This window comes from Pantoea sp. X-Soil-TKNS-1280 (genome assembly GCF_059730475.1).
Map to the genome: position 1 here is coordinate 2,790,994 of NZ_AP035962.1, position 23,903 is coordinate 2,814,896.

Here is a 23,903-nt window from a genome sequence, read left to right on the forward strand (position 1 = left end):
GCACGTAATTGCGCCGCGACCTTAGGCTGTCAAAGGTTACAACCAGCCTGCAAACCATTCTGGCATCACAAACAGGTTAAAGTGGTTTACCAGCAACATCAGGCCGACAAACACCACCGAGACCGAAACCCACTGGCGTGCATAAGGCATAAAGCGAATGCCGATAACGGGTTTGATAAAGAAGGGATGGGCAAAAGCGGAGATCAATACCTGTGAAATCGACAGTGTCAGCGCCACGTAGATGACGTTAGGCCAGATCAGCGTGGTCGCCAGTACCACCAACACCACCAGGCTGGCTACGACATTCCAGTAGAACTCAACGTTAGTACGCCCGTTCGCCTGGGAAATCGCCCCGGTCAGCCCGCCCATCGGACGCAACATGCCAAACAACAGCATCAGTGGGATCAGATGGTAGACCTGCTCATGAGATGCACCATACAGCAAACGCACAATCACCGGGGACAGAATACCAATCGCCAGATACATGGTACTGCTGAACAGCATGATGACGAGCGTGCCTTTCAGGAACAGCTTCTTCAGCTGTTCCGGATCGTGCTGCTTCTCAGCAAAACGCGGTAGCGCCAGGCGGTTGATCACTGGCGAGACCAGCTTCAGCGGTTGCAGGATCAGCTCTTTCGCCAGCGAGTAGATCCCCAGCATATCGGCACCCATTACTTTCCCGACGATCAGGGCATCTGCCTGCGTGCGTAGCTGGTTAATGGTCTGCGACCCCAGCTGATAGATACCGTAACGCACGGCGGCGATAAACGTTGCCCGGTCGAATTCCCAGGTTGGACGCCAGGATTTCTCGCCAAAGTAAATCATGCACAGAATGCGCGTGAAGGCATTAATAAACAGACCGAGGATAGCCGCCGCAACGCTCAGCGATGTGAAATACAACATTGCCACGGTGCAAAGAAAGGCAAACAGCTTGGTCACCATCTCAATCTTCGCCAGCAGCACCATGCGTTTGGTTTTGACAAAGTGCGCCTGATACTGCGAAAGATGCCCGAGAACCAGGAAGTTGAGGCTGGTCAGCATAATCAGCCCGGTCAACTCCGGCAGGTGATAAAACCATGCTACCGGCCAGGCAATCATCAACATAATCAACCCGGTACAGAAGCTGAGCGAAACGTTCACCCAATAAATAGTGCTTTGCTCACGCCGGGTAATGTTCTGACGATGCACGATGTAGCTGCTCATCCCCATGTCCTGCAGTACCCCGGCCACCGCCAGAATAGCGTTGATAATCGCCAGTAAACCCAGCTCATGCGCTTCCAGCCTGCGAGCCAGTACGCTGAGTTGTAATACCTGCAACACTGCGGCGAAGCAGGTGCTGCCAAATAGCCAGACGGCTTGCGACTTTAATCCACTCACACCATGCGCTCCAGAATTTTTGCCAGCTCGCCATAGGCAATATGCTGATTGAACTCGGTTTCTACCTTGTGACGAGCGGCAGCAACCACCGGCGCAACATCGACATCTCCGCGCGACAGACGCAACAACATTTGCGCCAGTTCCTCAGGATCGTTTTCCGATACCAGCCAGCCGCTAACATTGTTCTGAATCAGCTCGGGAATGCCGCTGTGGAAGGTAGAAACCACCGGCAGCCCCACTGCCATTGCTTCCATCAGCGCTACCGGAATCCCTTCCATATCGCCATCTGCTGCGGTTTTGGAGGGCAGCAGGAAGATATCTGCTTCGCTCAGCGCCTGGCGAATCTCTTCCTGAGGCTTAAAGCCCGGCATGCTGACATAATCTTCCAGACCGGCGCGCGCAATGTGTTCGCGCATCATGCCGTCCTGCTCACCGTTGCCAATGATGGTGAACTGGAACTGCCCACCTTCATTGCGCAGGATTTCACTGGCTTTCACCGCCACATCCAGACCTTTCTTTTCAGTGAGGCGTGCGACTGAAACAATGCGAAGCGGCGTATGGAAAGTTTCACGCGGCTGGAAATTAAATTTCTCCGGCTCAATGCCCATCCGCGTGACGTGTATCTTCTCTGCCGGGCACCCCATCTCAATCAACTTGTTTTCCCACAAATGGCTGATGGGCAGCATCAGCTCGCTCTGGCGGAACAGATTGAGATAGTCCTGTTTATGTTCTTCCAGAATATGACGACGAGAGATGTCCGCGCCGTGGAAGACCGTGGCCTGTTTACCCCGCAGTACGCCAAGCTCGCGCAGCTTATTCGCCAGCGCACCTGCGTAGCCAAAGTGCACCAGAAATACGTCAGCGGCGAAGGTTTGCCTGGCATTGGCCACGATCGCGGGCAACAGCAGTTTGCTGGATTGTGCGCCATAACGGCGCACGTTGAGGGATTTAAGCAGTGAAGGTTTGCCGATTTTCGGCAGCATCAGTCCGATGCGTTGGGTGAGCTTATCGAGGTTCGATACCTTCTCTTCCGGCAGCAGATAGTGGGTTTTTGCTGCCAGATTGTAGTCATCAAACGCGGCATGGCGATTAATCAAATCGCCCGGAAACACGGAGATCACCTCCACGTCATAACCGGCATCAATGAAATGCGTTACCTGATTGAGGACAAAAGTCTCAGAGGCAACCGGAAAACGCATGGTGAAAAAGGTCAGCTTCATCACTTCACCCTAAGACGTTGAGAATTTCTTCAGTGATTCGGTTGCCAATCTCACGCTCCTGCGCCACCGCTGCATCAACTTTCTGCTTCACATTGTCGTAGTCAGCCAGCACGGTCTGCACTTTATCGATGAGCGAGCCATCCATCAGGCTCTGCACATCGGTTGCCATTTGCGGCAGGCCAAGCTGGTTCATCACACCCAGTGACTTGTGTTCATAGTTGATAGCAACGGCAGGTGTGCCGAAATTCATGGAAATAATGGCGGAATGCAGGCGGGTGCCGATCGTCAGATGGCAGTGACTTAACAAAATGCCGAGTTCGAGGTCGTTGAATTCGTCCATGATCACATGGTAATGCTCCGGATGATCAACGCTGTCACGCAGCGTCAGCGCCACCATGCGGTCATCTTTGGCATAGCTATCGATACCGGTGCAGGTTGAGAAGGCCACCACCTGATAGCCGTCGGCGATCATCGCATTGATCACCCGACCAAACGCCGCTTCGTATTCTTTTTGCGTAACGCCGAGACGTTTATCGAACGGGGCCAGCTCACGCACGGTAATCGCGATAGTTTTGCGTGAGCGGATAATCTCTTTCCAGTGCAACAGGTTATGGCTGGGATTTTCTACCTCACGCGCCTGCACCAGAAACGCGGTATCGACACCTTTCTTAACTTTGCTGGTGGTGACGCCATCCTGTTTCAGCCGCTCATAGCTGACCTCTTCACGCAGCACCAGGCTATCAACGCGGTCGAACACGAAGTTCGCCAGTGCATTAACGCGCGGGTTTTCAAAAGGTCCGACGGAATGCCCAATCATATACAGCGGCTTTTTCGCCATGAGCGCGCACAGCGCATGGTCAAACTGGGTCACGCCATACAGATCGACGAAGAAAGATCCCCCGACCTGGATAATGGCATCATAAGGTTCAAGGCTTTTGGTGAATTCGGCCAGATGCGGCGGCACAGAGAATGATTTATATAATCCCCCCTTACCCAGATGCGCCATCATAATATCCGGCATCAAACGGTTAGCCACTTTACGCTTTACGCTTCCCACTAACCCTTTAGCTGATTTGTTATTGTGCAGGAACAGAGAATCCTGCTGGATTTCCTGTTGCAGTAAGTACCCAGAGCTGGTTGGATAACGGCTGATGACGTCGATATCCAGATCACCACGCGCGGACTGAAGTGAATCAATCAGCCCGCGTAAAATCGCGCCATCCCCACGATTTCCACAGGTATGGTTACCCACCAATAAAATCTTCATAAAAACTCCAGATAAATTTTTGTAATTTTCTACAAGCCGCCATTTTCCTGGCCTGGCAAAAGTGAACTCTGTGTAAAAAGGACTGCAAGAGAGGCGAACGCCTGAAAAAAACTGCTCTATTTAATCCGGCCGCACTCCTGTTTGCGGCCGGTTTGTTGATGAACGTATTACGATTTCAGAGCGAAATACGGCAGAGCACAGGGCTCGCCATTAATCACTACCGAGATAAAACCTTTGGGTTCATGGGTATCAACCTGCTCCGGTTTCAGCATGCGTGAGGCCATCAGCAGGTCGCCCTGCTCATTGCCGCCAATACCGGCTTTCCCGTTGTGCAGACTGAAACGCTGCGGTGCCTGCTGGCTACCGCTGGCCGGCGTTCCCTGCGTCATGGCGGCATCGACGCGCGCACAGCGACCGGCGAGGAAGCGATCCTTCGCGGTACTTTTGATCAGCACAACAGTGGCGGGTGTCCAGCCGGCCAGTTTGACGAACACTTTGGTGTCCGTATCAGTACGCGGTTCATAGCGCACATCCACCAGCGGTGAACTGCCTTCCGCAGACCAGCTGGCTTCCGCCTTGCTTTTCTTGCGCTGCAAGTGGATAACCGCGCGGCCACCGGTGCCTTTGCCGTCGATCGGGTTCATCAGCGGTTGGTTGTCCGTCCCATTACTAAATTGCGCCTGACCAAACACCTCAATTTCCCAGCTATCACCCACGGCAGGTGAATAGAAATTCCCCAGCTCAAACCAGGTTTCCTGATTGGTGTTGTTCGACAGGCGAAAACGTGAAGTGATGTAGTTGTAATTCAGGCTGCCGTCGATGGCGACGCCATAGGATTCAACGCGCGTTGAACCCATCTCCCAGATATTCAGCCAGCGCTCGCCCTCCAGCGAGTTATCGATCCAGCTACCGGCCTGCAGATTGGTCTGGCGCATATTCAGCCGTGAGTTACGGGCGATCAACGGGTTCTTACAATCTTCCAGACTCAGTGCATCAATGATCCATTGGCCATTGGAGATATCGCCGGGATTTTCGGTGTGCTCAATCCAGCCGTTATGAATGATCGACTGGCTGCAACGTGGCAGATTCAGCACCATCCCGCCTTTACAGTGCTGGGCATTGAAGTTGGAAAGCTCAATGGCGGTGCTGTGATCCCAGTTACCCGCTTTCTGCCCGGACCAGCTGGCTTTAATCACATCGCCTGTACACCCGTTGGCGTACCACTGGTCGATTTTGCAATCCAGCGTATCCAGCAAACTCAACGAAACGCCGCCCACCTGGTTAAAGCGCAAACAAGCCCCACGGAAGAACTGGCCTCCCGGGCAGGTATTACGGAATAACCCCTGCTTATTCGGACGCTTGTCGCTGTTACCGTTAAAAATCAGGTTAGAAATTTCGGTCCAGCGGGCATTTACCTGAAACAGGAATTCGGAACGACCATCCGAAACCAGCGTGGTGGCTGGGAAATAGCCAAAGTTCACCATCGCACCAGAAATACGGAAGAAGCGCTGTTGCTGGTCACCGAAATCACAACCGGAAACAAAGAACGTCCCCGCCGGGAACTGCACGCAAATCGGCTGATTAGCATCCTGCGACCATTGATACATCGCCTTGATGGCAGGTGCGGCATCGGTTTTGCCGTCAGCGATCGCGCCGAAATCGAACAACGTCAGACGGTTGAAATCTTCCACCACGCGACGCCAGGTAAAACCGTTACCGCTGAACATCACGCCGTTATCGTCTTTGCCATCACCAAAGGCACCGACAAATTCGCCACCGCCCACTTCCAGGCCTTCATGCCAGCTTTTCAGCTTGATTTTGGCACCGGCAAACAGCGGACGGGTTTTACGCAATTCCTCTACCGAGGGGATTTCCCCGATCAGCTGGTAACCATTGGGTTGCGCCAGGCGCTGACTGAAGTTGCTTTGATTGGGACGACTTACGTCATCAATAGAAAACAACGTATTGCCGCTGTTGTCTTCAACGGCCATCGAGTGGGCAGGATCAGCGATTAACGCCGCATTATCGTGGATAAATTGCGCAAAATTGCCCTTATTCAACGCAATCGGCTGACTGATTTGCGATATTTTGCCGCTGGCATCACGCAGATAAACCGGGATCTGGTTACCCGCTTTGCTGGCATCGCTACCGGCCTTACCAATCCACAATTTGCCCTCAAAGTTCTGCCAGAATTGCGGCGGCATGGTGTAAACATTTTCCGGCGTGAGAATCGGGACATCTCCCTGCGGCACGCTGGAAGGATCGACCGCCTTCAATGCTGGCTGGCCATTTTTTGCGGCATAGCTGGAAAATGCACTCACCGAGAGCGCAGCAACAATGGAGGAGGCTGCGGTTTGTAAGACTTCTCTTCTTTTCATGCATCAAATCCCGTGGTCATGGGGCCGCCAGGCGGCCATAAGTGTGTCCCCGAGGTAGCCGTAGGCTTCATGCGGCGTTAAATCAGCGCCAGCCAGCTTTGTTTGATCTCTTTCCCGTCAAACTTCAGCGCCGTTTCTTTGGTTTTCTCGCTCATGCGGTAGAACAACGCATCGTCACTGGCGAGTTGGTCCATACGTGCGAGGAAAGTGGTTTTGTCATTCATGGGTACCAGGAAGCCATCTTCGCCATGATTGATAATTTCCTGCGGTCCGGTCGGGCAGTCATAGGCCACCACCGGCAGCGACCAGGATTTGGCTTCCAGCAGCACCAGCGGTAATCCTTCATAACGCGAGGTCATCAGCGCCATGTCGCTGCCACGGTAGTAATCATTGATGTTGCTGACTCTGCCGACGAAATTGACGCTGTCCGTGATCCCCAGCTGTGCAGCCTGATCGTGTAATTGCTGGCGTACCTCACCGTCTCCGGCGACAACCAGCGTCCAGTCAGGGTGGGTTTTGCTGAAATCAGCCCAGATATCCAGCAGCAGGTCGAAACCTTTCTGATGTTCGAGGCGGCCAATGGCCAGCGCCTGACGGGTTCGCGTGTGACGCGCAAAAGATTTGTACACCACCGGATTGGGAATCTGCTGGCTGGGAATATTCCAGCGGCTGAAGACCTGATGGTCTTTATCGGTCAGCACGATCACCTGGTCATAGAAGCGCAGCAACAGCCATTTCAGCAATTTGATCGGTTTACTAAAGGAGTTGATGGCGATGTGCTCGCAGGCATAGGCTTTGAAGCGCTTTTTCTTCATGGACATCAAGTTCCAGAAGGCAAACATCACACTGAGACGCCCCATGCTGATAAGGAAAACGCTGTCGAACCCTTCCTGCTGGATGCGGGCCACCGCGCTTTTAATCGGATTACTGTGCCCGGCAAAGCTGACAATCTCTTTGGCATGGGTAAAGGGGTAAAACGGCTTTCCGCTACCCTCCAGCGAATAAACGGTCACCTCATGCTGTTCGCCGAGACACTCCGACATAAAGTTGCAGATGTTTTCCGTACCCGCGTACGAATAAGCATCCTTAATCACCAGTACAATCTTTTTCATGAAACGCTTTCCACCTCAAACGCGCAAATGATGCCGGGTATCAACGATGCTTCAGGGTGAAAAGCACACCGTTCACCATATACCAGCCGTAATAGTAATAGATTTTTAAGGGATTGTTTTTATAGATAATTCTTAATAATTCGAGGTGCCATTTTGCCGCTTTATTTTTGTTACGAGACAGCGAATCACCCAACTCGTAATAGTTCACCAGCGTCTTCTGGATCACCCGGGCTTGCCGGTAACGGAGAAACAGCTCGTAGAGGAACAGGAAATCTTCATGGCCTTTACGCTGAAAGAAGATGCCCTGCGGAGGACGGCGAAAACAAACTGAAGAAAAGCAGACGCGATACTGCTTCTTCACGAAGTTTTGCTGTTGCAGATAGGGTTTGCTGTAGATGATATCGTGGTCAGCGCTTTTGGTTTTGTAGTGGTAATGGGTAATAACAAAATCGTCACCGGCCGCAATCGCGGCGGCCTGTTCAGCCAGTTTTTCCGCATGCCATTCATCATCGCTATCAAGAAAAGCGATGATCTCTTGCTGTGCAGCACGCAGCCCGACATTACGGGTCTCTGCCGCACCCTGGTTCATCTCATTGTTGAGAATAGTGATACGCGCGTCCTGGCAATGTTCACGTACCAAAGCCAGCGAATCGTCGGTCGATTTATCGTTGATCAGATAGAGATGCCAGTCGCTATAGCTCTGATCGAGAATCGACTGCACCGCACGCAATACCGTCTGGCGCGCGTTATACATCGGCATCACAATGCCGATGGTGCCTACATGATTTTTCATCTGAATACCCGTAAGAGGAGATGACAGGAAGTACAAAAAAATTGCCCCGGTCTGGGAGCAAGTGAAATCAAAAGAACCACCAATCAGGAAACAGCCCTGCTGCCAAAGAAACGGGATTTCACCTTGTTCATCAGACGGCTCATGAAGTAAGCCTGGTTATCTTTGTTAGTCAGGAAGAAGTAACGCGCGAAGCTGACGCTCGCCAGCAGCGAGTTGCCATCCATTTTGTACCGCAGCGGCAGTTTGAACGCTTTGTAGGTGTGGATATCGCGCGCCGTCAGATAGGGTTTCATGGTATCGAGCCAGAAGAAGGAGTATTTCACCGACTCCCCTTTATGCTTCGAGCCAAATTTGGTCACCAGATGGTAGGTCGCCAGCGGTTTATCAATCATGACGAATTGATAGCCCATGCGATCGGCGCGAATGCAGAAGTCATAGTCCTGGTGGCGAATATAGCGCGTATCGAATTTGATCTGTTCGGCATCGGCACGCTTCAGCACGATGGTACTGGTCTGGATGAAGCCATAACAACCAAACAGATATTCAGCCACGGTTTCGTTGTTACCAGGTGGCTGCATCGGCATCACTTTCAGGAAGCTACCGTCCTGGTGAATATTCACCTGACTAAAGATGACATAACGCGACTTGCCCTGTGCCTCAAGATTAGCGATGGTGCGCGAGACTTCCAGCAGCTTGTCCGGATGCCATTCATCGTCGGCATCAAGAAAACTGATGAAATCACCGCTGGCGAGTTCAATCCCTTTATTGCGCGCCCCTGCCCCGTTGAGTTTTACCTCAGAGAGCTCCAGCCTGATGTCCAGGTCCTGATAGCGATCGCTGCGCACCACCTGCGCCAGTTCAGCCGCATCGGCTGATTTGTCATCCACAATGATGACTTCAAAATTGCGATAACTCTGCGCATTGACACAATCCAGCGTCGTCACAATCGACTTCGACGCGTTATAAGCGGGAATTACAATTGAGAAGTGGATATCCTGCATTGCCAGCACCTCTTAAACAGCTGTTCCAGATTCAACGGTATACTCCGCCACCTGATGATGGGAATCGGCTTTTTTCCTAAAAAATCATGCCGTTATATCCATTTCTCATTAAGCAGTTGCCTACCATTACGGAATTACCTAAGCGTGTGCTGTGTGTATAAGTGTTTAAAAATCAGTGCAAAACGCACGATAAAAACGGGGCGGATAAACCGCCCCGGAAGAGTGTCTGTCTCTTAGCTTTTGGTTTCTTTGCCGTACTCGTAGTTGTAGTAGTCGTAGCCATAACCGTAGACATTCGATGCTTTACGCACCACGGCGTTGAGGATGACGCCTTTGATCTCAATACCGTTCTGCGCAAAGCGACGGTAACTGACATCCAGCTCTTTGGTGGTGTTGGTCTCAAAACGTGCCACCATCAGCGAGGTTCCGGCCAGCTTACCGATAATGGAAGCGTCGGTTACGGCCAGGATCGGCGGTGTATCGATCAATACCAGGTCATAGTTTTTACCCGCCCAGTCCAGCAACTCACCCATGCGACGATGCATCAGCAGCTCTGAGGGGTTAGGTGGCACCTGACCACGCGGCAGGAAATCAAATCCGTACGCGCCTTTCTGAATCATGCCCGGAGAGAACTCACTCTTGCCGGATAACACGTTAGACAGGCCAACTTTGTTTTCCGCTCCCAGCAGTTCGTGGGTATAGCCGCGACGCATATCACCATCGATGAACAACACGCGTTGACCCGCTTTCGACACCAGCGTTGCCAGGTTGGCACAGATAAAGGTTTTACCAATACCCGGGCTGGCACCGGTGATCATCAGAATGTTGTTCTTCGCTTCCATCATCGCGAAGTGCAGGCTGGTACGCAGGCTACGAATCGCTTCGATGGAGAGGTCAGTCGGGTTGCCAAGCGCCAGCAGCGTATTGTGCGGGTCACTTTTCTCTTTGTGCCCACGCCGCGCCAGTGCTTCGGTATCCTTCTTACGCTGCCAGTCAGACAACGGCACGCTGGCATAAACGTTCATCCCCAGCTCTTCCAGTTGCTCCGGGTTTTCAATACCGTGATGGAACACCGCTTTCAGCAGAACAATGCCGACGGACAGCACCAGGCCCAGAATCAGGCTGGCGGCAATGATCAGCAATTTCTTCGGTGCGACAGGCGAGCCAGCGGTTTCTGCCTGGTCAATGATGCGCACATCCCCGACGGTACTGGCTTTACTGATACCCAGCTCCTGCTGACGATTCAGCAGTTGCATGTAGATCTCCTGGCCGGCCTGCACATCACGCGTCAGACGCAGGATCTCCTGCTGGGTCTGCGGCATCTGCGCAATTTTCTTGTTCAGATTCGCCTGCTCGTCTTCCAGCGTTTTGCGTTTTTCCAGCAGCGCGCGGTAAGTCGGGTGATCTTTGGTGTACAGCTGTGACACTTCAGCTTCGCGGAAGGTCAGCTCATTCAGCTGACTTTGTACGCTGACGGAAGAATCCAGCGCCGATTTCGCTTCCAGTGACATATCTACCGATTCGTTTTCACGACGATAGGCGTTCAGCTTGTCTTCGGCTTCATTCAGGTTATCGCGTACCATCGGCAGCTGATTGCGCAGGAAATCAAGGCTTTTCGCTGCCTGTTCCGATTTGCGCTCAACGTTCTGCAACAGATAGTTGTTAACGATCTGATTCAGCACGCGGCTGGCCTGATCCGGATCTTCGTCCTGATATTCCAGACCCAGCACGCCGGTGTCTTTCGCTTTATCAGCAACCGTCAGACTGCCCAGCACCGCTTTGATCGCCTGCAGATCGCTCAGCTTGGTGACATCAAAGCTGGTGCCGGCATCCGCCTGAATACCGCTTACCAGCATGGTGACTTCACCGTGCTGTTCCAGCTGACCCACGCGGCCTTTAAACAACTCGTCCCCATTGCTGGTCACGGTGTAGGTCTGCGGCCCGGTTACTTCCAGCTGCACGGTACGTTTGTCGATCGAACGCGGGATTTCCAGACGCGTGATCGCGATCTGCGCCGGTTTGTTACCCATCAGACGCGACAGACCTTTACCGATGATCGGGAAATAGTTCTGCTGCACCACGGTATCCAGACCGAGATCGTCTACCGTTTTACCGATGACCATGCGCGATTCAAGAATCTGAATTTCGGTATCGGAAGCCGGTGTTGACGGCAGGATATCCTGCAGATCGTTCAGCACCGAGTTGGTGTTCTTCTGCTCGACCTGCACCATGGCATCCGCGCTATAGATCGGCGTGGCAAACAGTGTGTAGAGGGTTCCCACCAACATGAAGAAGGCGGTAACGGCAACAATGACCCACCGATGGTCAATGAGTTGTCCCACAAGATGCGCCAGATCCCATCCATTCGAATCCTCTTTCGGCGCTGTCATAACCTTGTTTTTTATATTCATGGATAATCCCAACTATCGGCTTAGTACGTTGACCCATTTCTGGGTAGCGTGTTCCAGTAACCCGTAAACCTCTTCAAAGGCCTCACGGCTTTTTTTGTACGGATCCGCTATTTCCTGTTGGTTGAGCCAGTGCCCAAGCAGCATGGTTTTCCCGCGTGCGGCTGGATCGATCCGATTTACCTGCTCAACATGACGCTTTTCCATCACCAGAATCAGGTCATAGTCACGGCACATTTCGGCCGTTAACTGCTGAGCCTGGTGACCTGCCAGTGACACGCCATGTCTGGCAGCCACATCACTGGCGGTTTGATCTGCCGGGGAGCCACGCAGAGCACCCAGCCCCGCAGACGCTACCCGGGTTTCAGGTAAAGCGCGTTTGAACAAACGCTCCCCGGTCGGGGAGCGGCAAATGTTGCCGACACAGACGACTAACACGGAGCTAATCATGGTTAAACCTTAGTTCCACTGGTGAATACGCAGTGCTGCGGAGCTTGCATCGTCGATACCGACGATGGTTGGCAGCAGCGCGGAAATCACGCGGTTCCAGCGGGTGAGCGGAGTGGAGGTGACATACACGATGTCGTACGGCTCCAGTTGGAATTCAGTACCCATCACCATTGATGCCGCATCTTTGGTATTCAACTGATAGATGTTGGCGATCTTGGTACGGTTGCTGCCACGAATAGGACGAATGACGAACACGCCGGTGGCATCTGCCGTGGTCTGATCCATGCCCTGAGCATTGCCCAGCGCTTCAGCCAGCGTCATGCCGCTGCGGTCCATTTTCAGCGTGGTTTGCTGCTTAACTTCACCCATAACGAAGACCTTCAGATCGTCGTTACGTGGGACGTAAAGAATATCGCCCGGATACAGCAAGTGGTTCTGGCTCAGGTCACCGTTTTGCATCAGCGCCTGCAGCGAAATGCGCTGTTCGCGGCCACCGTGCGTCAGCACCACGTTACGCCAGTCGGCATCCGCCGTCAGACCCCCTGCGGCGTTGACCGCGTCCAATACCGTAAGCGGTACGTTGGTAATCGCCTGCTGGCCTGAAGTCGTCACCGAACCGCTGATATAGGTTTTTTGTGAACGGAAGGCAGCGACGTTCACATCCACCTGCGGACTTTCGATGTACTGCGCCAGACGGCGCGCGATTTCGGCACGGATTTCAGTCACGGTTCTACCCGCAACTCGCACTTTGCCGATATAGGGATAGAAGATCGTACCATCAGCCTGCACCCAGTTACCGGTGTCGCTGGCACTGCGGTACTGGCCCGCAGGGGTGGTCAATTCCGGGTGATCCCACACGGTGACGTTCAGTACATCACCAATGCCGACACGATATTCATAGCTCTGAATTTCGTTCTGCAACGCCGGGTTGGCTTGCGCCACCAGCGGTTTCGGACGCATCTGCTCAACCAGACGCGGTGTTAAAGGAAAGACGTTAACGTATTTGTCGATGTCAAAATTGCTGTCCTGCTGCTCAATGACATCTTTTCCGCTAGTGGAAAGGCGCTGACCTGGCTCGATCGTGCACCCGGAGAGAATAGTGGCTGATACCAGTAACGGTATCATTTTAATTTTCATTGTAATCATCTGGATCTTCGCTATCAGTTAATGATTGATAGAGGCGAAAACGCCGCTGTGTAAGCGTCTTACAAAAATAAAGCCGACGGGTTAAACACCGAAACTGTGGGTCATTATCATTGGCTCCCTGGGTTTTATGTTGTCGCCTTGCCCTCGCTGTCTATCAATAAGCTCCGTCGCGTTTCAGCACTACGCCAATCGTCTTAAACAGAATCGCGATGTCATTCCACAGCGACCAGTTTTTGACATACCACGAATCGAAATAGACGCGCGTTTCATAGTCAACGTCGTTACGACCGCTGACCTGCCACAATCCCGTCATGCCTGGTTTCGCCATCAGGTAATAATCGACGTCACCGGCATAACGGCAGAGTTCATCTTCGATAACCGGACGCGGTCCCACCAGGCTCATATCGCCACGGACCACGTTCCACAGTTGCGGTAACTCATCCAGACTGGTTTTACGGATAAAGTGACCGACTTTAGTAATGCGGGGATCGTTCTTCAGTTTGAAATCTTTGTCCCACTCGGCGCGCGCCACCGGATCGGTACGCAGTACCTCTTCCAGCACCTCTTTTGAGTTGATCACCATCGAGCGGAATTTGAGACATTTGAACTTGCGACCATTCATACCGACGCGTTCATGGCCGTATATCGGGTTGCCGCCGTCACGTCCCACCAGGAATCCCAGCACCAGTAATGCCGGTGACAGCGCAATGATGATGCTGAGCGCGCCAACAACATCGAAGACACGTTTCAGGCAACGCGAAGTCCGCTTCGCCAGGTTGTTATTAACCCTCAGGATCATCACTTCGTGGCTGAAGATATACGCCATATCGGTGCCGTAGAGCGGCACACCACGCAGCGTTGGGATAACGGAAACTGAGCGACAGTTGTGCATAGCGAGCGTCTTCAGCCAGTTATCACGATACTGGCTCTGCTCAAACTCCACCGCGACGATAAATTGCGTCTCAACGTTGGTGAGCTGCCACAATTCCTGCTCATTACGCAGCACCGGAACACCGGCAATGCTGGTCTGTGGGCAACTGCCATCCACATCGAAAAAAGCGATCACATCAAATCCCATCACTTCTTCGCTTTGCAGTGCCTGCCAGGCTTCCTCGGCATTCTTGCTACTGCCGATGATAATGGTCTGCTTTTTCCACATGCCAAAATGGTTCAGGACGCGTTTTGACAGGGCACGCCCCAGTGGAATTAGGATTAATGCCAGAAGCCAGGTCAGTACCCAGACAAAACGCGACATCTGCCACTGTGACAGTGCGGTAATTGACAAATCGATGACAGAGAAAATAAGAATGGTACGAAAGATCTCTTTGAGCTCGAACCAGAAAGGCTTGCGATAGGTGAAATGTCGCAGGCGAACCCAGAACCAGCCAACACAAATAATCGACAGACAGATGTGTGTGGCGATTTTTAAATCGAGGTCTTTTTCAGAAATATCTGCCAGTGGGGAGTTCGTGAGCGAATTAATCAGCGCCAGAGCAATAAACAACGCCGCGTTGAAACAAATTAAATCCGAGCACGCCAGTAAAATTTTAGTGAGGAGACTTTTATAGGTAAATTCGTTATCGCGCATAATTAACTCTTTATTTTATTTCCCTAATCCTTAATGCCACAAGACTGCGTAATAAATGAGCGATATAAAAAACTGTCACGAAAGCAGCAATCTGGGGGGTAAATCTTCGGCGTTGATGCCAGTTCCTTTGCAGTCACACCCAGAAAATTATGATAAATACCAACAGATTAGTCCGAGTTCCTGCTGATACCCCTCCAAAGCAAATCCCCCGGAGAGAAAAGCACTTCGGACACGCTACCGCCCTTGGCTGTCGCTGCCAATACCGCTTTACTCACCCTATTTCCTGTCTGTGAACGACCTTAAAAGCCATGACAATAACTGGCCTTAACCTGGGCACGATCACAATTCTCAACATTAAGAAGCTAAACAGCGCGCTATTAACAACATAAGCGCAGACATTTACTAACACGTTGCTATACTAGTTATTACTGGCTTGTTTACAAGTAGACCCCGTGTTCCCTGCTCTATTTTAGGAAAAAGACTACCAGTCATTAGTATTGATGCCATCCCTTTCAGGCCATTCCCACGCAAAAATCAGAATAATTCGATACTCACCTTCTGCGCATTTCGCATTAAAAATGCACATCGACGCATGAAGAAAAAAATTAATAGTGGTGATATCAGGCGCATGTTGTTTATCCATACATTCAACTTATCTGTACAAAATAGCGTTTAGGAATATTCCTTATTATCATGAGCACCCTATGTAATACGGTGATCAGGCGCTATTTGTTCCCTGCCTGAGGATTAACTATGATAAGACTAAGCTCATTCTCAGACATTCAGGTGATGAAAGCATGTTGGCGTGGATCACTGATCCCTCGCTCTGGGCCGGATTAGTCACGCTAATCGTTCTTGAGCTGGTGCTAGGCATTGATAACCTGGTTTTCATTGCCATTCTGGTGGAAAAATTACCTTCGTCGGTACGCGATCGCGCCCGTGTGATTGGTCTGCTGCTCGCGCTGGCATCGCGTCTGCTGCTGCTGGCCTCGCTTTCCTGGCTGGTTACCCTGACCCAACCCCTCTTTACCTTCTGGCAACATAGCTTCAGTGCGCGCGATCTGCTGCTATCTGCGGGCGGTGTATTTCTACTGTTTAAAGCCACAACCGAATTAAATGACCGGCTGGAAGGCAGCGACGAAGACGACGGTCAAACTAATAATGGTGCTAAATTCTGGCCCGTCGTGGCGCAAATCGTGGTGCTGGATGCCATCTTCTCGCTTGATGCGGTGATCACCGCAGTGGGTATGGTGAATGAATTGCCGGTGATGATGACGGCAGTCACCATCGCCATACTGCTGATGTTGCTGGCCAGTAAACCCCTCACGCGTTTCGTCAATGGCCATCCCACCATTGTCATTCTCTGCCTGAGTTTCCTGCTGATGATTGGCTTCAGCCTGGTGGCAGAAGGCCTTGGCTTTATCATCCCCAAAGGATACCTGTACGCCGCCATCGGCTTCTCAATCCTGATTGAAATATTCAACCAGCTGGCGATATTTAACCGCCGCCGTTTTCTTTCTGCTGGCCGTCCGCTGCGTCAGCGCACTGCTGAAGCGGTGCTGCGTATTTTACGTGGTGAAGCGCAACGTGCGGAGCTGGACGCCGACACCGCATCGCTCCTCGCGGATAGCGAGGAAGGCGCGCTGTTTAATCGCCAGGAACGGCGCATGATTGCGCGCGTACTGGGGCTGGGACAGCGACAAATCAGCAGCATCATGACCTCACGCCATGACGTTGAACATATCGATTTGAGTGAAGACCCGGCAGAAATTATGGCGAAACTCGATCGCAATCAGCACACCCGCATCCTGATTACCGAAAAGGGCAATGAGCCACTGGGCGTGGTGCATGTCATTGATCTGATGCATCAGGCTTTGCATGTTAAATCACTCGATTTACGTTCGCTGATTCGTCAGCCGCTGGTGTTCCCCGAACGCCTCACGTTGCTGCAGGCGCTGGAACAGTTTCGCCAGGCACGCACCCATTTTGCCTTTGTGGTCGATGAATTTGGCTCGGTGGAAGGGGTGGTCACGCTTAGCGATGTGATGGAAACCATTGCGGGTAATCTGCCTAATGAAGGAGAAGAGATTGATGCCCGCTATGACATTCAACCCAGCTCCGACGGCGGATGGATTGCGAACGGCCATATGCCGCTGGAAGATTTAGCGGTGTATGTACACCTGCCACTGGATGAGAAACGTAACTATCACACGTTGGCCGGTTTACTGATGGATAGCCTGCAACATGTGCCGCAGGAAGGGGAAGTTTTACAGGTGGGGGATTACCTGCTGCGGACGTTGCAGGTAGAAAATCACCGCGTGCAGAAGGTGGAGATTGTGCCGCTGGAACCTACCCCGTAGCGGCGCGATTTATCGCGCGCTTTTGGGGTTGGTGCAGCGTAAAACATGCGCGATAAATCGCGCCGCTACATCACTGCTTATCTTTAGATGACTGCTGCCGATCCAGCCACTGATCCAGTCTGCTCTTCGCTTCACTCTGCAATTGCTGGCGCAAAACCTGATCCACCGGCAGCGAATATTGCAAATTGTCCCACTGACCGTACATACGCAGCGGGATAGTCTGCTCATTCATCACTGCAGCCAGCTTATCGTCGCCTTTCCAGCCACGCAGCATCATATTAATGGTGACATCCAGCTGACGAGTGGCGAGGTTAATATTGCCCTGGCTCTGCACGGCCAGATGGCTACTGCCACCCTGCAAATCCGGCAGGATGATGTTGCCATGATTCAGACTGATGCGACCGCTCAACTGCTGGATATTCTGGTCGTCGCTGGCGTCGTTGGTGACGCGATTGCTGATACGATCGACGGCACGTCGCACCATCTGCTGCAGATTGATCTGCGCCAATTGCAGGTTGTTGGCGGTTAATTCCGCACTCCCCTGCCAGTTCTGTTTGGCATCATCGATACTCAGACCGCTGCCACTCAAATCACCCTGCAGTGACACCGTTCCCTGTAACGCTTCCGGCAGTTCAAATGCCTTCAGCAGCGGCGCAATCGCCACCTGTGACAGTTCCGGTTGCAACGTCACCTCAGTGACCGGATGACGAATATCTACGGTTCCCGGTATTGAGAACTGCCCGTCGCCCAGCTTGCCCTGCAATTGGCTGAGGGTCATCAGCCCCTCCTGATTACTGGCGGCCAGTTGCAGATTGCTTAACGTCAATCCACGCCACACCGCTTTGTCCGCATTGAGGTTCAGTGACAGGTCCATCATATTCAGCGGCGAATCGCTGTTGTCACGCTCACGCGGCTCGGCAATCACCGGGGTGCGTATCACGCTGGCATGTTGCGGGGTACCACTATCACTGACCGGGGCACTGGCCATCAGATTATCGAGATTCAGCGTCGAGGCATGTAGCTTCAGCGCGAGCTGCTGCGGCAGAGAAAGACGTCCTTGCGCGCTGCCGTCAAGCGAACTGTCATTGGCACTCAGTTGCATTTTATTCAAGGCAAACTGCTGGCGGTCATTATTCCATTCACCTTCGCCACTCAGCGTCCCTTTGATTCCCTGGGTCGGCAAATTGGCACCATCCAGCGTGTAATCCAGCGCATCAATCTGACCTGTCAAACGATGGGGATATTGCGCAGCATCAAGCTGTCCCTTGAGGCTGACCACAAGGTTGCGCTGATTGCGGGAAATACGGGTGCTGAGATCAATGCTGGCTTGCTTGCTGGCATCCTGACTCAGGTTGAGGTTCAGCGCGCGGAAGTTGTATTCGTCACCGCCCTGCTGCTGCCAAATCAGCAGGCTATCAGCAAGGCGCAGCTTACCAATATCAAATGACCAGCCATTGTTACTGGCAACCGGTTCGGCATCACGCGGCCCTACCGGTGCCCCCGTCGGCTTTTTCGCATCACTATCAGGCGTGACGCGGATGATGGCATTTTTCAGCATCACCTGGCTGACGCTCAGTTGATGAGAGAGTAACGGCCACAGGTTAACGTCGAGACGCATATTTTCTGCGATGACCACCGGCTGACTGGCCCCGGGCGCAGTCAGGCTCATCCGGCCAGCCAGAATGCTCAGCTGCGGCCAGACGTGCCAGCGCAGATCGCCACTGACCTGGAGCCGATAACCACTGCGTTGTTCCACCTGTTGTACCATATAGGTACGAAAGTCGTTGGGATTCACCAGCAACACCAGTGCTGTCATTCCCGCTACGACCACCACTAACAGGATGGCCAGCGTGGTTATCACTCTTCTCATTACATCCTCAATATCCGGCGATCAATCTTTGTCGATACGGCTGGCATCAGCACCCTGCTGGCCACGATATTTAGCATCTTCACGACGGTTGTACGGACGCGCCGCCGGGCCGGAGAGTGGCTCAAAACTCAGGGCACCAATCAGCATACCGGGACGCAGTGCCAGCGGCAGCTTACCGGAATTATAAAATTCCAGCACGATGCGCCCCTGCCAGCCCGGGTCGATACGGTGTGCCGTCACATGCACCATCAACCCCAGACGGGCCAGTGATGAACGACCATCCAGCCAGCCGACCAGATCATCCGGCAACGTCACGGATTCCAGCGTCACCGCCAGCGCCAGCTCGCCCGGATGCAGGAAGAACGCTTCCCCTTCCGGCAGCACAATTTCATCGCTCATCACGCGATCCAGTGCAGCACTCACCTCATGCTTTGGACCACTGAGGTCGATAAATGCCGCCGTGTGGCCGCGAAAGGTGCGGAACTGATTGCCGAGGCGCACATCGACCGTGGCACCATTAATACGCTCAACTGGCGGACGTGGCGAGATCGCCAGCTTACCGCTGTCCAGCCAGGTTTCTATATCGCGATCGCATAATCTCATCGCTGTGACTCCATGATTTAAGTGTAGCGAAAGGCTGCCGCTGATGTGACAACCTGAGCGCGTCACGTCCATCCGGACGCGGTTTATTCGAAGAACTGGTTAATTTTTGCCTTGAGGATATCAATGGCAATGCGGTTTTTCCCACCGCGCGGCACAATAATGTCGGCGTACTGCTTGGAGGGTTCGATAAACTGCAGGAACATCGGGCGAACCGTCTTCTGATACTGGCTCATCACTGAATCCATCGAACGGCCGCGTTCGTTAACATCACGTTTCATACGACGCATCAGGCAGATATCCAGCGGGGTATCGACGAAAATGGAGAAATTCATTTCCTGACGCAGGCGCGCATCAGTGAGCAGCAAGATCCCTTCGAGGATAATCACCTTTTTCGGCTTCAGGTGGATACACTCAGTGGTACGGGTGTGCTCAACATAGCTGTAAACCGGCAGTTCGATGTCCTGCCCCGCCTTCAGTGCCTGAAGATGTTGCAGCAGCAGGTCATGATCCATCGCACTCGGATGGTCATAATTGGTTTTGACCCTCTCTTCCATGGTGAGGTGGCTTTGATCTTTGTAGTAGGCATCTTCCGGGATTACCCCGATATGCTCGTCACCGACCTGGTCACGGATTTCACGATAGAGCGTGCTGGCAATAAGACTTTTTCCGGATGCGGATGCACCTGCAATGCCAACGATCACGCACTGATGGGACTTGTCAGTCATACTTTTTTAAGACCTGATAACTGGAGCCTGTTGAAGTCGGAACTTCGACGGGCCGATAATGAGAGGGTTTGGTTGGCGGCAATTATAGGTATTTCACCGGTTTGATGCCAGAGAAATGCAGGCCGTGGCTTTTCAGATTATCCCCTTTTGCAGCAAGCCGCTTAATCGATACACTGTTCTTCTGCCAATATTGCGTGCAATGTTGCGCCTGACCGTGTGTAAGTCCAAAGGAGATGTATGAGCTGGAAAACCCTGACCTATTTCGGTGACAGTATGCTGCTGATCCCCACTGCGGTGATCATCGCACTGGTGCTGCCGTGGAAAAGCGACAACCGCCGTACCGTGTGGTATTGGCTGCTGGCGTTTGGTCTGGCTGGTTTGCTGGTCAGCATTTCTAAAATTATGTTTCTTGGCTTTGGCATTGGCAGCGCCCGGTTTAACTTCACCGGCTTTAGCGGCCACAGCGCGATGTCTGCCACACTCTGGCCGGTAATGATGTGGCTGGTTTCCGGTCGCTGGTCCAGCTTCTGGCGCACGCTGACTATCAGTATCGGTTATCTGATCCCAATGATGGTCGGGTTATCCCGCCTCGCAATCCACGCACATTCACCTAGCGAAGTGATTGCTGGTCTGGCGCTAGGTTTTACACTCAGCAGCGCCTTCCTGCTTAGCCAGCGTGACACCGCGCTGAAAGCCTTTAGCCTGCCACAGATGGGCGTAGCTTTTCTGGTGCCACTGTTACTCGTCAGCCATGGCCGTGTTGCCACCACACAGCAATTCCTTGAGCGCTTCTCTGCCGACCTTGCCGGTCTGGAAAAACCGTATACGCGTGCCGACCTCTTTCGTCAGTAGCCTGACAGGCCCTCTGTTAACAAAGGGCCTGTCAATCTATTGAATAAGGGGCAAAAGTGAATTGGCGGCAGACATCTGTACCAGATGTGCTAGCATGCCTGATAGAGAATGACTGGCGCATTTTTCGTCGTGTTGCGAATGCGCGCTGCTGGATTCGTGCATGACCCTCGACATATTGACCTCGCAGTATGGCTCTAAGAAATATTGGCTCAGCGCCCTCTATCTGGGGGTAATCGCGTTTCTGCTAACGCTGTTTTGTCTGGAGCTAATCGTCGTCAGTGGACGTATTTCGCCGCTGTGGTATTCCACCGCATTGATGACCATTGTGGTGTTCCGCGCCCCTGCGCCGCGCGTGCCGCTCCTGTTGCTGGGCTGTCTGATTGGTACTGCGCTAGCCAATCTGCTGATGATCGGTCCGGCAGTCAGTAACCTCAAATTTGCCTTACTGAATATGCTACAGGCGCTGATCGGTGGCATGATGCTCCGCGCGTTGCTTAACCGCAATGCACCACTGAATTCGCTGCTCGACTGGGGGCGTTACGTGGTGTTCGCCGGGCTGCTGGCACCGCTGGCAGGTGGGGTGCTGGCGCTGTGGATCCTGCATGTTGATGGCAAAGCCACACTGCCCTTTTTCTCGACCTGGGTAGTTTCAGAGATCATCGGTATGCTGGCGCTCGGTCCGGTACTGCTGCTGTGGCCATCAGGTAAGCAGGAAAGCCCGATAGCGCGTCATCGCGTTCTGGAGACACTCTTCACCCTCGCCGTTACTCTGATCGCCAGTTATCTGAGCCTGCGCTATCTGCCATGGCCCTTCACCTTTATTGTGGTGATTCTGTTCTGGTGCGCAGTACGCCTGCCGAAGTTTGAAGCTTTCTTACTTTTCCTGATCAACTCCAGCTTTATATCGTTCCTGCTGGCGTTTGGTCTGGTCAATCTTGGCCATGAGGATCGCATGCTGGGTCAGACCGGGACCTGGCTCCCCTTCCTGCTGGTATTACTCCCCAGCCATGTGATGGCTCTGGTGATGGATGCCTTTCAGCGTGAGAAAAACCATATCTCCGAAAATGAAACCCGCTTCCGTAATGCGATGGAATATTCCGCTATCGGCATGGCGCTGGTATCGCCGCAGGGCGGCTGGTTGCAGGTAAACCAATCGCTGTGTCGCACGCTGGGTTTCCCGGCTGATGAGTTGAAAAAACTCACCTTCCAGCAAATCACCCACCCGGACGATCTGGAATCCGACCTGCAGCAGCTGAAACGCCTGTTGAAGGGAGAAATTCTGACTTACACCATGGAGAAGCGCTATTTCCGCAAAGATGGCGATATCGTCTGGGCGCGTCTGACGGTATCCATGGTGCGAGATACACAGCAGCAGCCGCTCTACTTCATTTCGCAGATTGTCGATATTTCCGAGCTGAAACAGAGTGAGCAGGTCAATCGTCGCCTGATGGAACGTATCACGCTGGCAAATGAAGCCGGGGGTATTGGCGTCTGGGAGTGGAACCTGCTGACCGGTGAACTGATGTGGGATAAGCGCATGCACGAGCTGTATGGTCTGGCTGCCCATGAAGTGCCAACCTACGACCTGTGGATGCAGCGCGTACACCCGTCAGAACAGGACTACGCCGCACTTACGGTACAGGAAGCGATTGAGCGCCGCAGCGCGTTTCACATGGAATATCGCATCAACCTGCCGGATGGCATTCGCTATGTACGCACCGAGGCCAACCGTATCCTCAGCCAGGATGGGCAAATTGAACGCATGCTCGGCATCAGTCAGGATATCACCCATCTGCGTACCCTGAACGATGCGTTGTTCCAGGAAAAAGAGCGCATGGCAATCACCCTCGATTCGATCGGTGAGGCAGTGATCAGCACCAATGACGAAATGCGTGTCACCTTTATGAACCCGGTAGCGGAAATGATGACCGGCTGGACCCAGGATGCTGCGGCTGGGCTGCCGATCTCTGAGTTGCTCAATATTACGCGCGGAACCACGGGTCCTCGTCTCGAGAATTTATTGCTGTGCCAGTTACCGGGAGAAAAAACCACCCCCGGACTGGAAGAGGAGCTGGTGTTGCATACCGCCGACGGTGGCGTGTTCGAAATCCATTACAGCATCACCCCGTTGAAAACCCTGACCGGCGACAATATTGGCGCAGTAATGGTGATTCAGGACGTTAGCGAATCACGCAAGATGATGAAGCGCCTGAGCTACAGCGCCTCACACGATATGCTGACACGTCTGCCCAACCGTCTGAGCTTTGAACAGCAACTCAAGCGTCTGCTGAGCGATGCCACGGTGCATCAGCATCAACACGTACTGGTGTTTATTGACCTCGATAAATTTAAAGCGGTGAATGATACCGCAGGCCATGCGGCCGGAGACGCGTTGTTGCGCGAGCTGGGTGAACTGATGCAGCATCATTTACGCAGCAGTGATTTCCTTGCCCGCCTCGGTGGTGATGAGTTTGGGTTGCTGCTACCGGATTGTGAGGTGGACCAGGTCAGGGATGTGGTGCATCGCCTGGTCACGGCGGTCAATCAGTATCGCTTTATGTGGATGGAAAACGTCTACCAGGTCGGTGCCAGTGCGGGTATGACGCAAATTGATGAACATAACTGCATCAGCAACCTGGTGATGTCACAGGCGGATGTTGCCTGTTACAGCGCCAAACACGCCGGACGTGGTCAGTATCACGTTTATCAGGAAATACAGATGTAATCTGCCTTGCCTGCCCGCCTGAGCTGCG

Annotated in this window: 17 protein-coding genes; 3 read left to right on the forward strand and 14 right to left on the reverse strand. The window is 52.9% G+C overall.

Annotation, left to right across the window (positions count from 1 at the left end):
* Nucleotides 1-36: 36 nt before the first annotated feature.
* The 11 genes from AC6I8X_RS12990 to wbaP all read right to left on the reverse strand — a co-directional run bounded on the left by AC6I8X_RS12990 (nt 37) and on the right by wbaP (nt 14,740).
* On the reverse strand, nt 37-1,377 hold the full coding sequence (locus AC6I8X_RS12990; protein WP_497839934.1) for an MOP flippase family protein: 1,341 nt from the start codon (nt 1,375-1,377) through the stop codon (nt 37-39).
* Nucleotides 1,374-2,597, reverse strand: coding sequence for a glycosyltransferase (locus tag AC6I8X_RS12995; RefSeq protein WP_313683131.1), 1,224 nt, complete (start codon nt 2,595-2,597; stop codon nt 1,374-1,376). The genes AC6I8X_RS12990 and AC6I8X_RS12995 overlap by 4 nt, the downstream gene beginning before the upstream one ends.
* A 4-nt stretch (nt 2,598-2,601) precedes the next feature.
* Nucleotides 2,602-3,864, reverse strand: a complete 1,263-nt coding sequence (gene wcaK / locus AC6I8X_RS13000) for a colanic acid biosynthesis pyruvyl transferase WcaK (protein ID WP_497839935.1) — start codon at nt 3,862-3,864, stop codon at nt 2,602-2,604.
* A 167-nt stretch (nt 3,865-4,031) separates the two neighbouring features.
* Nucleotides 4,032-6,242, reverse strand: coding sequence for a phage tailspike protein (locus AC6I8X_RS13005; RefSeq protein WP_497839936.1), 2,211 nt, complete (start codon nt 6,240-6,242; stop codon nt 4,032-4,034).
* Between the two features lie 77 nt (nt 6,243-6,319).
* Nucleotides 6,320-7,354: a glycosyltransferase gene (locus AC6I8X_RS13010; RefSeq protein ID WP_313683128.1), complete on the reverse strand. Its 1,035-nt coding sequence runs from the start codon at nt 7,352-7,354 to the stop codon at nt 6,320-6,322.
* A 40-nt stretch (nt 7,355-7,394) separates the two neighbouring features.
* Nucleotides 7,395-8,147 carry a glycosyltransferase family 2 protein gene (locus tag AC6I8X_RS13015; protein ID WP_084876000.1) on the reverse strand — a complete coding sequence of 251 codons (753 nt, stop codon included), beginning with the start codon at nt 8,145-8,147 and terminating at the stop codon, nt 7,395-7,397.
* Between the two features lie 83 nt (nt 8,148-8,230).
* Complete coding sequence (locus tag AC6I8X_RS13020) at nt 8,231-9,148, reverse strand: glycosyltransferase family 2 protein (protein WP_084876001.1); 918 nt, start codon at nt 9,146-9,148, stop codon at nt 8,231-8,233.
* 233 nt (nt 9,149-9,381) lie between these two features.
* Complete coding sequence (gene wzc, locus AC6I8X_RS13025; RefSeq protein ID WP_497839937.1) at nt 9,382-11,559, reverse strand: tyrosine-protein kinase Wzc; 2,178 nt, start codon at nt 11,557-11,559, stop codon at nt 9,382-9,384.
* A gap of 12 nt (nt 11,560-11,571) precedes the next feature.
* Nucleotides 11,572-12,006: an arsenate reductase/protein-tyrosine-phosphatase family protein gene (locus tag AC6I8X_RS13030; RefSeq protein WP_299445586.1), complete on the reverse strand. Its 435-nt coding sequence runs from the start codon at nt 12,004-12,006 to the stop codon at nt 11,572-11,574.
* A gap of 9 nt (nt 12,007-12,015) precedes the next feature.
* Nucleotides 12,016-13,152: a polysaccharide export protein gene (locus AC6I8X_RS13035; RefSeq protein WP_313690334.1), complete on the reverse strand. Its 1,137-nt coding sequence runs from the start codon at nt 13,150-13,152 to the stop codon at nt 12,016-12,018.
* Nucleotides 13,153-13,306: 154 nt separating this feature from the next.
* Nucleotides 13,307-14,740, reverse strand: a complete 1,434-nt coding sequence (wbaP, locus tag AC6I8X_RS13040; RefSeq protein WP_497839938.1) for an undecaprenyl-phosphate galactose phosphotransferase WbaP — start codon at nt 14,738-14,740, stop codon at nt 13,307-13,309.
* A gap of 797 nt (nt 14,741-15,537) precedes the next feature.
* Between wbaP and AC6I8X_RS13045 the strand changes: the two genes are divergently transcribed.
* Nucleotides 15,538-17,100 carry a TerC family protein gene (locus AC6I8X_RS13045; RefSeq protein ID WP_497839939.1) on the forward strand — a complete coding sequence of 521 codons (1,563 nt, stop codon included), beginning with the start codon at nt 15,538-15,540 and terminating at the stop codon, nt 17,098-17,100.
* Between the two features lie 70 nt (nt 17,101-17,170).
* Here AC6I8X_RS13045 and asmA read toward each other — a convergent pair whose 3' ends face one another.
* The 3 genes from asmA to udk form a co-directional block, all read right to left on the reverse strand.
* The gene (gene asmA, locus AC6I8X_RS13050; protein ID WP_313687810.1) at nt 17,171-18,970 is read right to left on the reverse strand and encodes an outer membrane assembly protein AsmA; all 1,800 of its coding nucleotides are present in this window, start codon (nt 18,968-18,970) and stop codon (nt 17,171-17,173) included.
* Between the two features lie 21 nt (nt 18,971-18,991).
* Entirely contained in the window at nt 18,992-19,573 is a 582-nt protein-coding gene (dcd, locus tag AC6I8X_RS13055; RefSeq protein ID WP_013509754.1) for a dCTP deaminase, read from the reverse strand.
* An 83-nt stretch (nt 19,574-19,656) separates the two neighbouring features.
* Entirely contained in the window at nt 19,657-20,298 is a 642-nt protein-coding gene (udk, locus tag AC6I8X_RS13060; protein ID WP_299445574.1) for a uridine kinase, read from the reverse strand.
* A 237-nt stretch (nt 20,299-20,535) separates the two neighbouring features.
* On the opposite strand from udk, the gene AC6I8X_RS13065 reads away from it, so the two are divergent.
* Nucleotides 20,536-21,150: a phosphatase PAP2 family protein gene (locus AC6I8X_RS13065; protein WP_299445572.1), complete on the forward strand. Its 615-nt coding sequence runs from the start codon at nt 20,536-20,538 to the stop codon at nt 21,148-21,150.
* A gap of 160 nt (nt 21,151-21,310) precedes the next feature.
* Nucleotides 21,311-23,875: a diguanylate cyclase gene (locus AC6I8X_RS13070; protein ID WP_313687805.1), complete on the forward strand. Its 2,565-nt coding sequence runs from the start codon at nt 21,311-21,313 to the stop codon at nt 23,873-23,875.
* Nucleotides 23,876-23,903: the final 28 nt, after the last annotated feature.

Coding starts and splice junctions, on each gene's coding strand:
- AC6I8X_RS13065 (WP_299445572.1), top strand. CDS start 20,536: ATGAGCTGGAAAACCCTGACCTATTTCGGTGACAGTATGCTGCTGATC.
- AC6I8X_RS13045 (WP_497839939.1), top strand. CDS start 15,538: ATGTTGGCGTGGATCACTGATCCCTCGCTCTGGGCCGGATTAGTCACG.
- AC6I8X_RS13035 (WP_313690334.1), bottom strand. CDS start 13,152: ATGATTACAATGAAAATTAAAATGATACCGTTACTGGTATCAGCCACT.
- AC6I8X_RS13020 (WP_084876001.1), bottom strand. CDS start 9,148: ATGCAGGATATCCACTTCTCAATTGTAATTCCCGCTTATAACGCGTCG.
- asmA (WP_313687810.1), bottom strand. CDS start 18,970: ATGAGAAGAGTGATAACCACGCTGGCCATCCTGTTAGTGGTGGTCGTA.
- wcaK (WP_497839935.1), bottom strand. CDS start 3,864: ATGAAGATTTTATTGGTGGGTAACCATACCTGTGGAAATCGTGGGGAT.
- dcd (WP_013509754.1), bottom strand. CDS start 19,573: ATGAGATTATGCGATCGCGATATAGAAACCTGGCTGGACAGCGGTAAG.
- udk (WP_299445574.1), bottom strand. CDS start 20,298: ATGACTGACAAGTCCCATCAGTGCGTGATCGTTGGCATTGCAGGTGCA.
- AC6I8X_RS13005 (WP_497839936.1), bottom strand. CDS start 6,242: ATGAAAAGAAGAGAAGTCTTACAAACCGCAGCCTCCTCCATTGTTGCT.
- AC6I8X_RS13070 (WP_313687805.1), top strand. CDS start 21,311: ATGACCCTCGACATATTGACCTCGCAGTATGGCTCTAAGAAATATTGG.
- AC6I8X_RS13015 (WP_084876000.1), bottom strand. CDS start 8,147: ATGAAAAATCATGTAGGCACCATCGGCATTGTGATGCCGATGTATAAC.
- wbaP (WP_497839938.1), bottom strand. CDS start 14,740: ATGCGCGATAACGAATTTACCTATAAAAGTCTCCTCACTAAAATTTTA.
- AC6I8X_RS12995 (WP_313683131.1), bottom strand. CDS start 2,597: ATGAAGCTGACCTTTTTCACCATGCGTTTTCCGGTTGCCTCTGAGACT.
- wzc (WP_497839937.1), bottom strand. CDS start 11,559: ATGAATATAAAAAACAAGGTTATGACAGCGCCGAAAGAGGATTCGAAT.
- AC6I8X_RS13010 (WP_313683128.1), bottom strand. CDS start 7,354: ATGAAAAAGATTGTACTGGTGATTAAGGATGCTTATTCGTACGCGGGT.
- AC6I8X_RS13030 (WP_299445586.1), bottom strand. CDS start 12,006: ATGATTAGCTCCGTGTTAGTCGTCTGTGTCGGCAACATTTGCCGCTCC.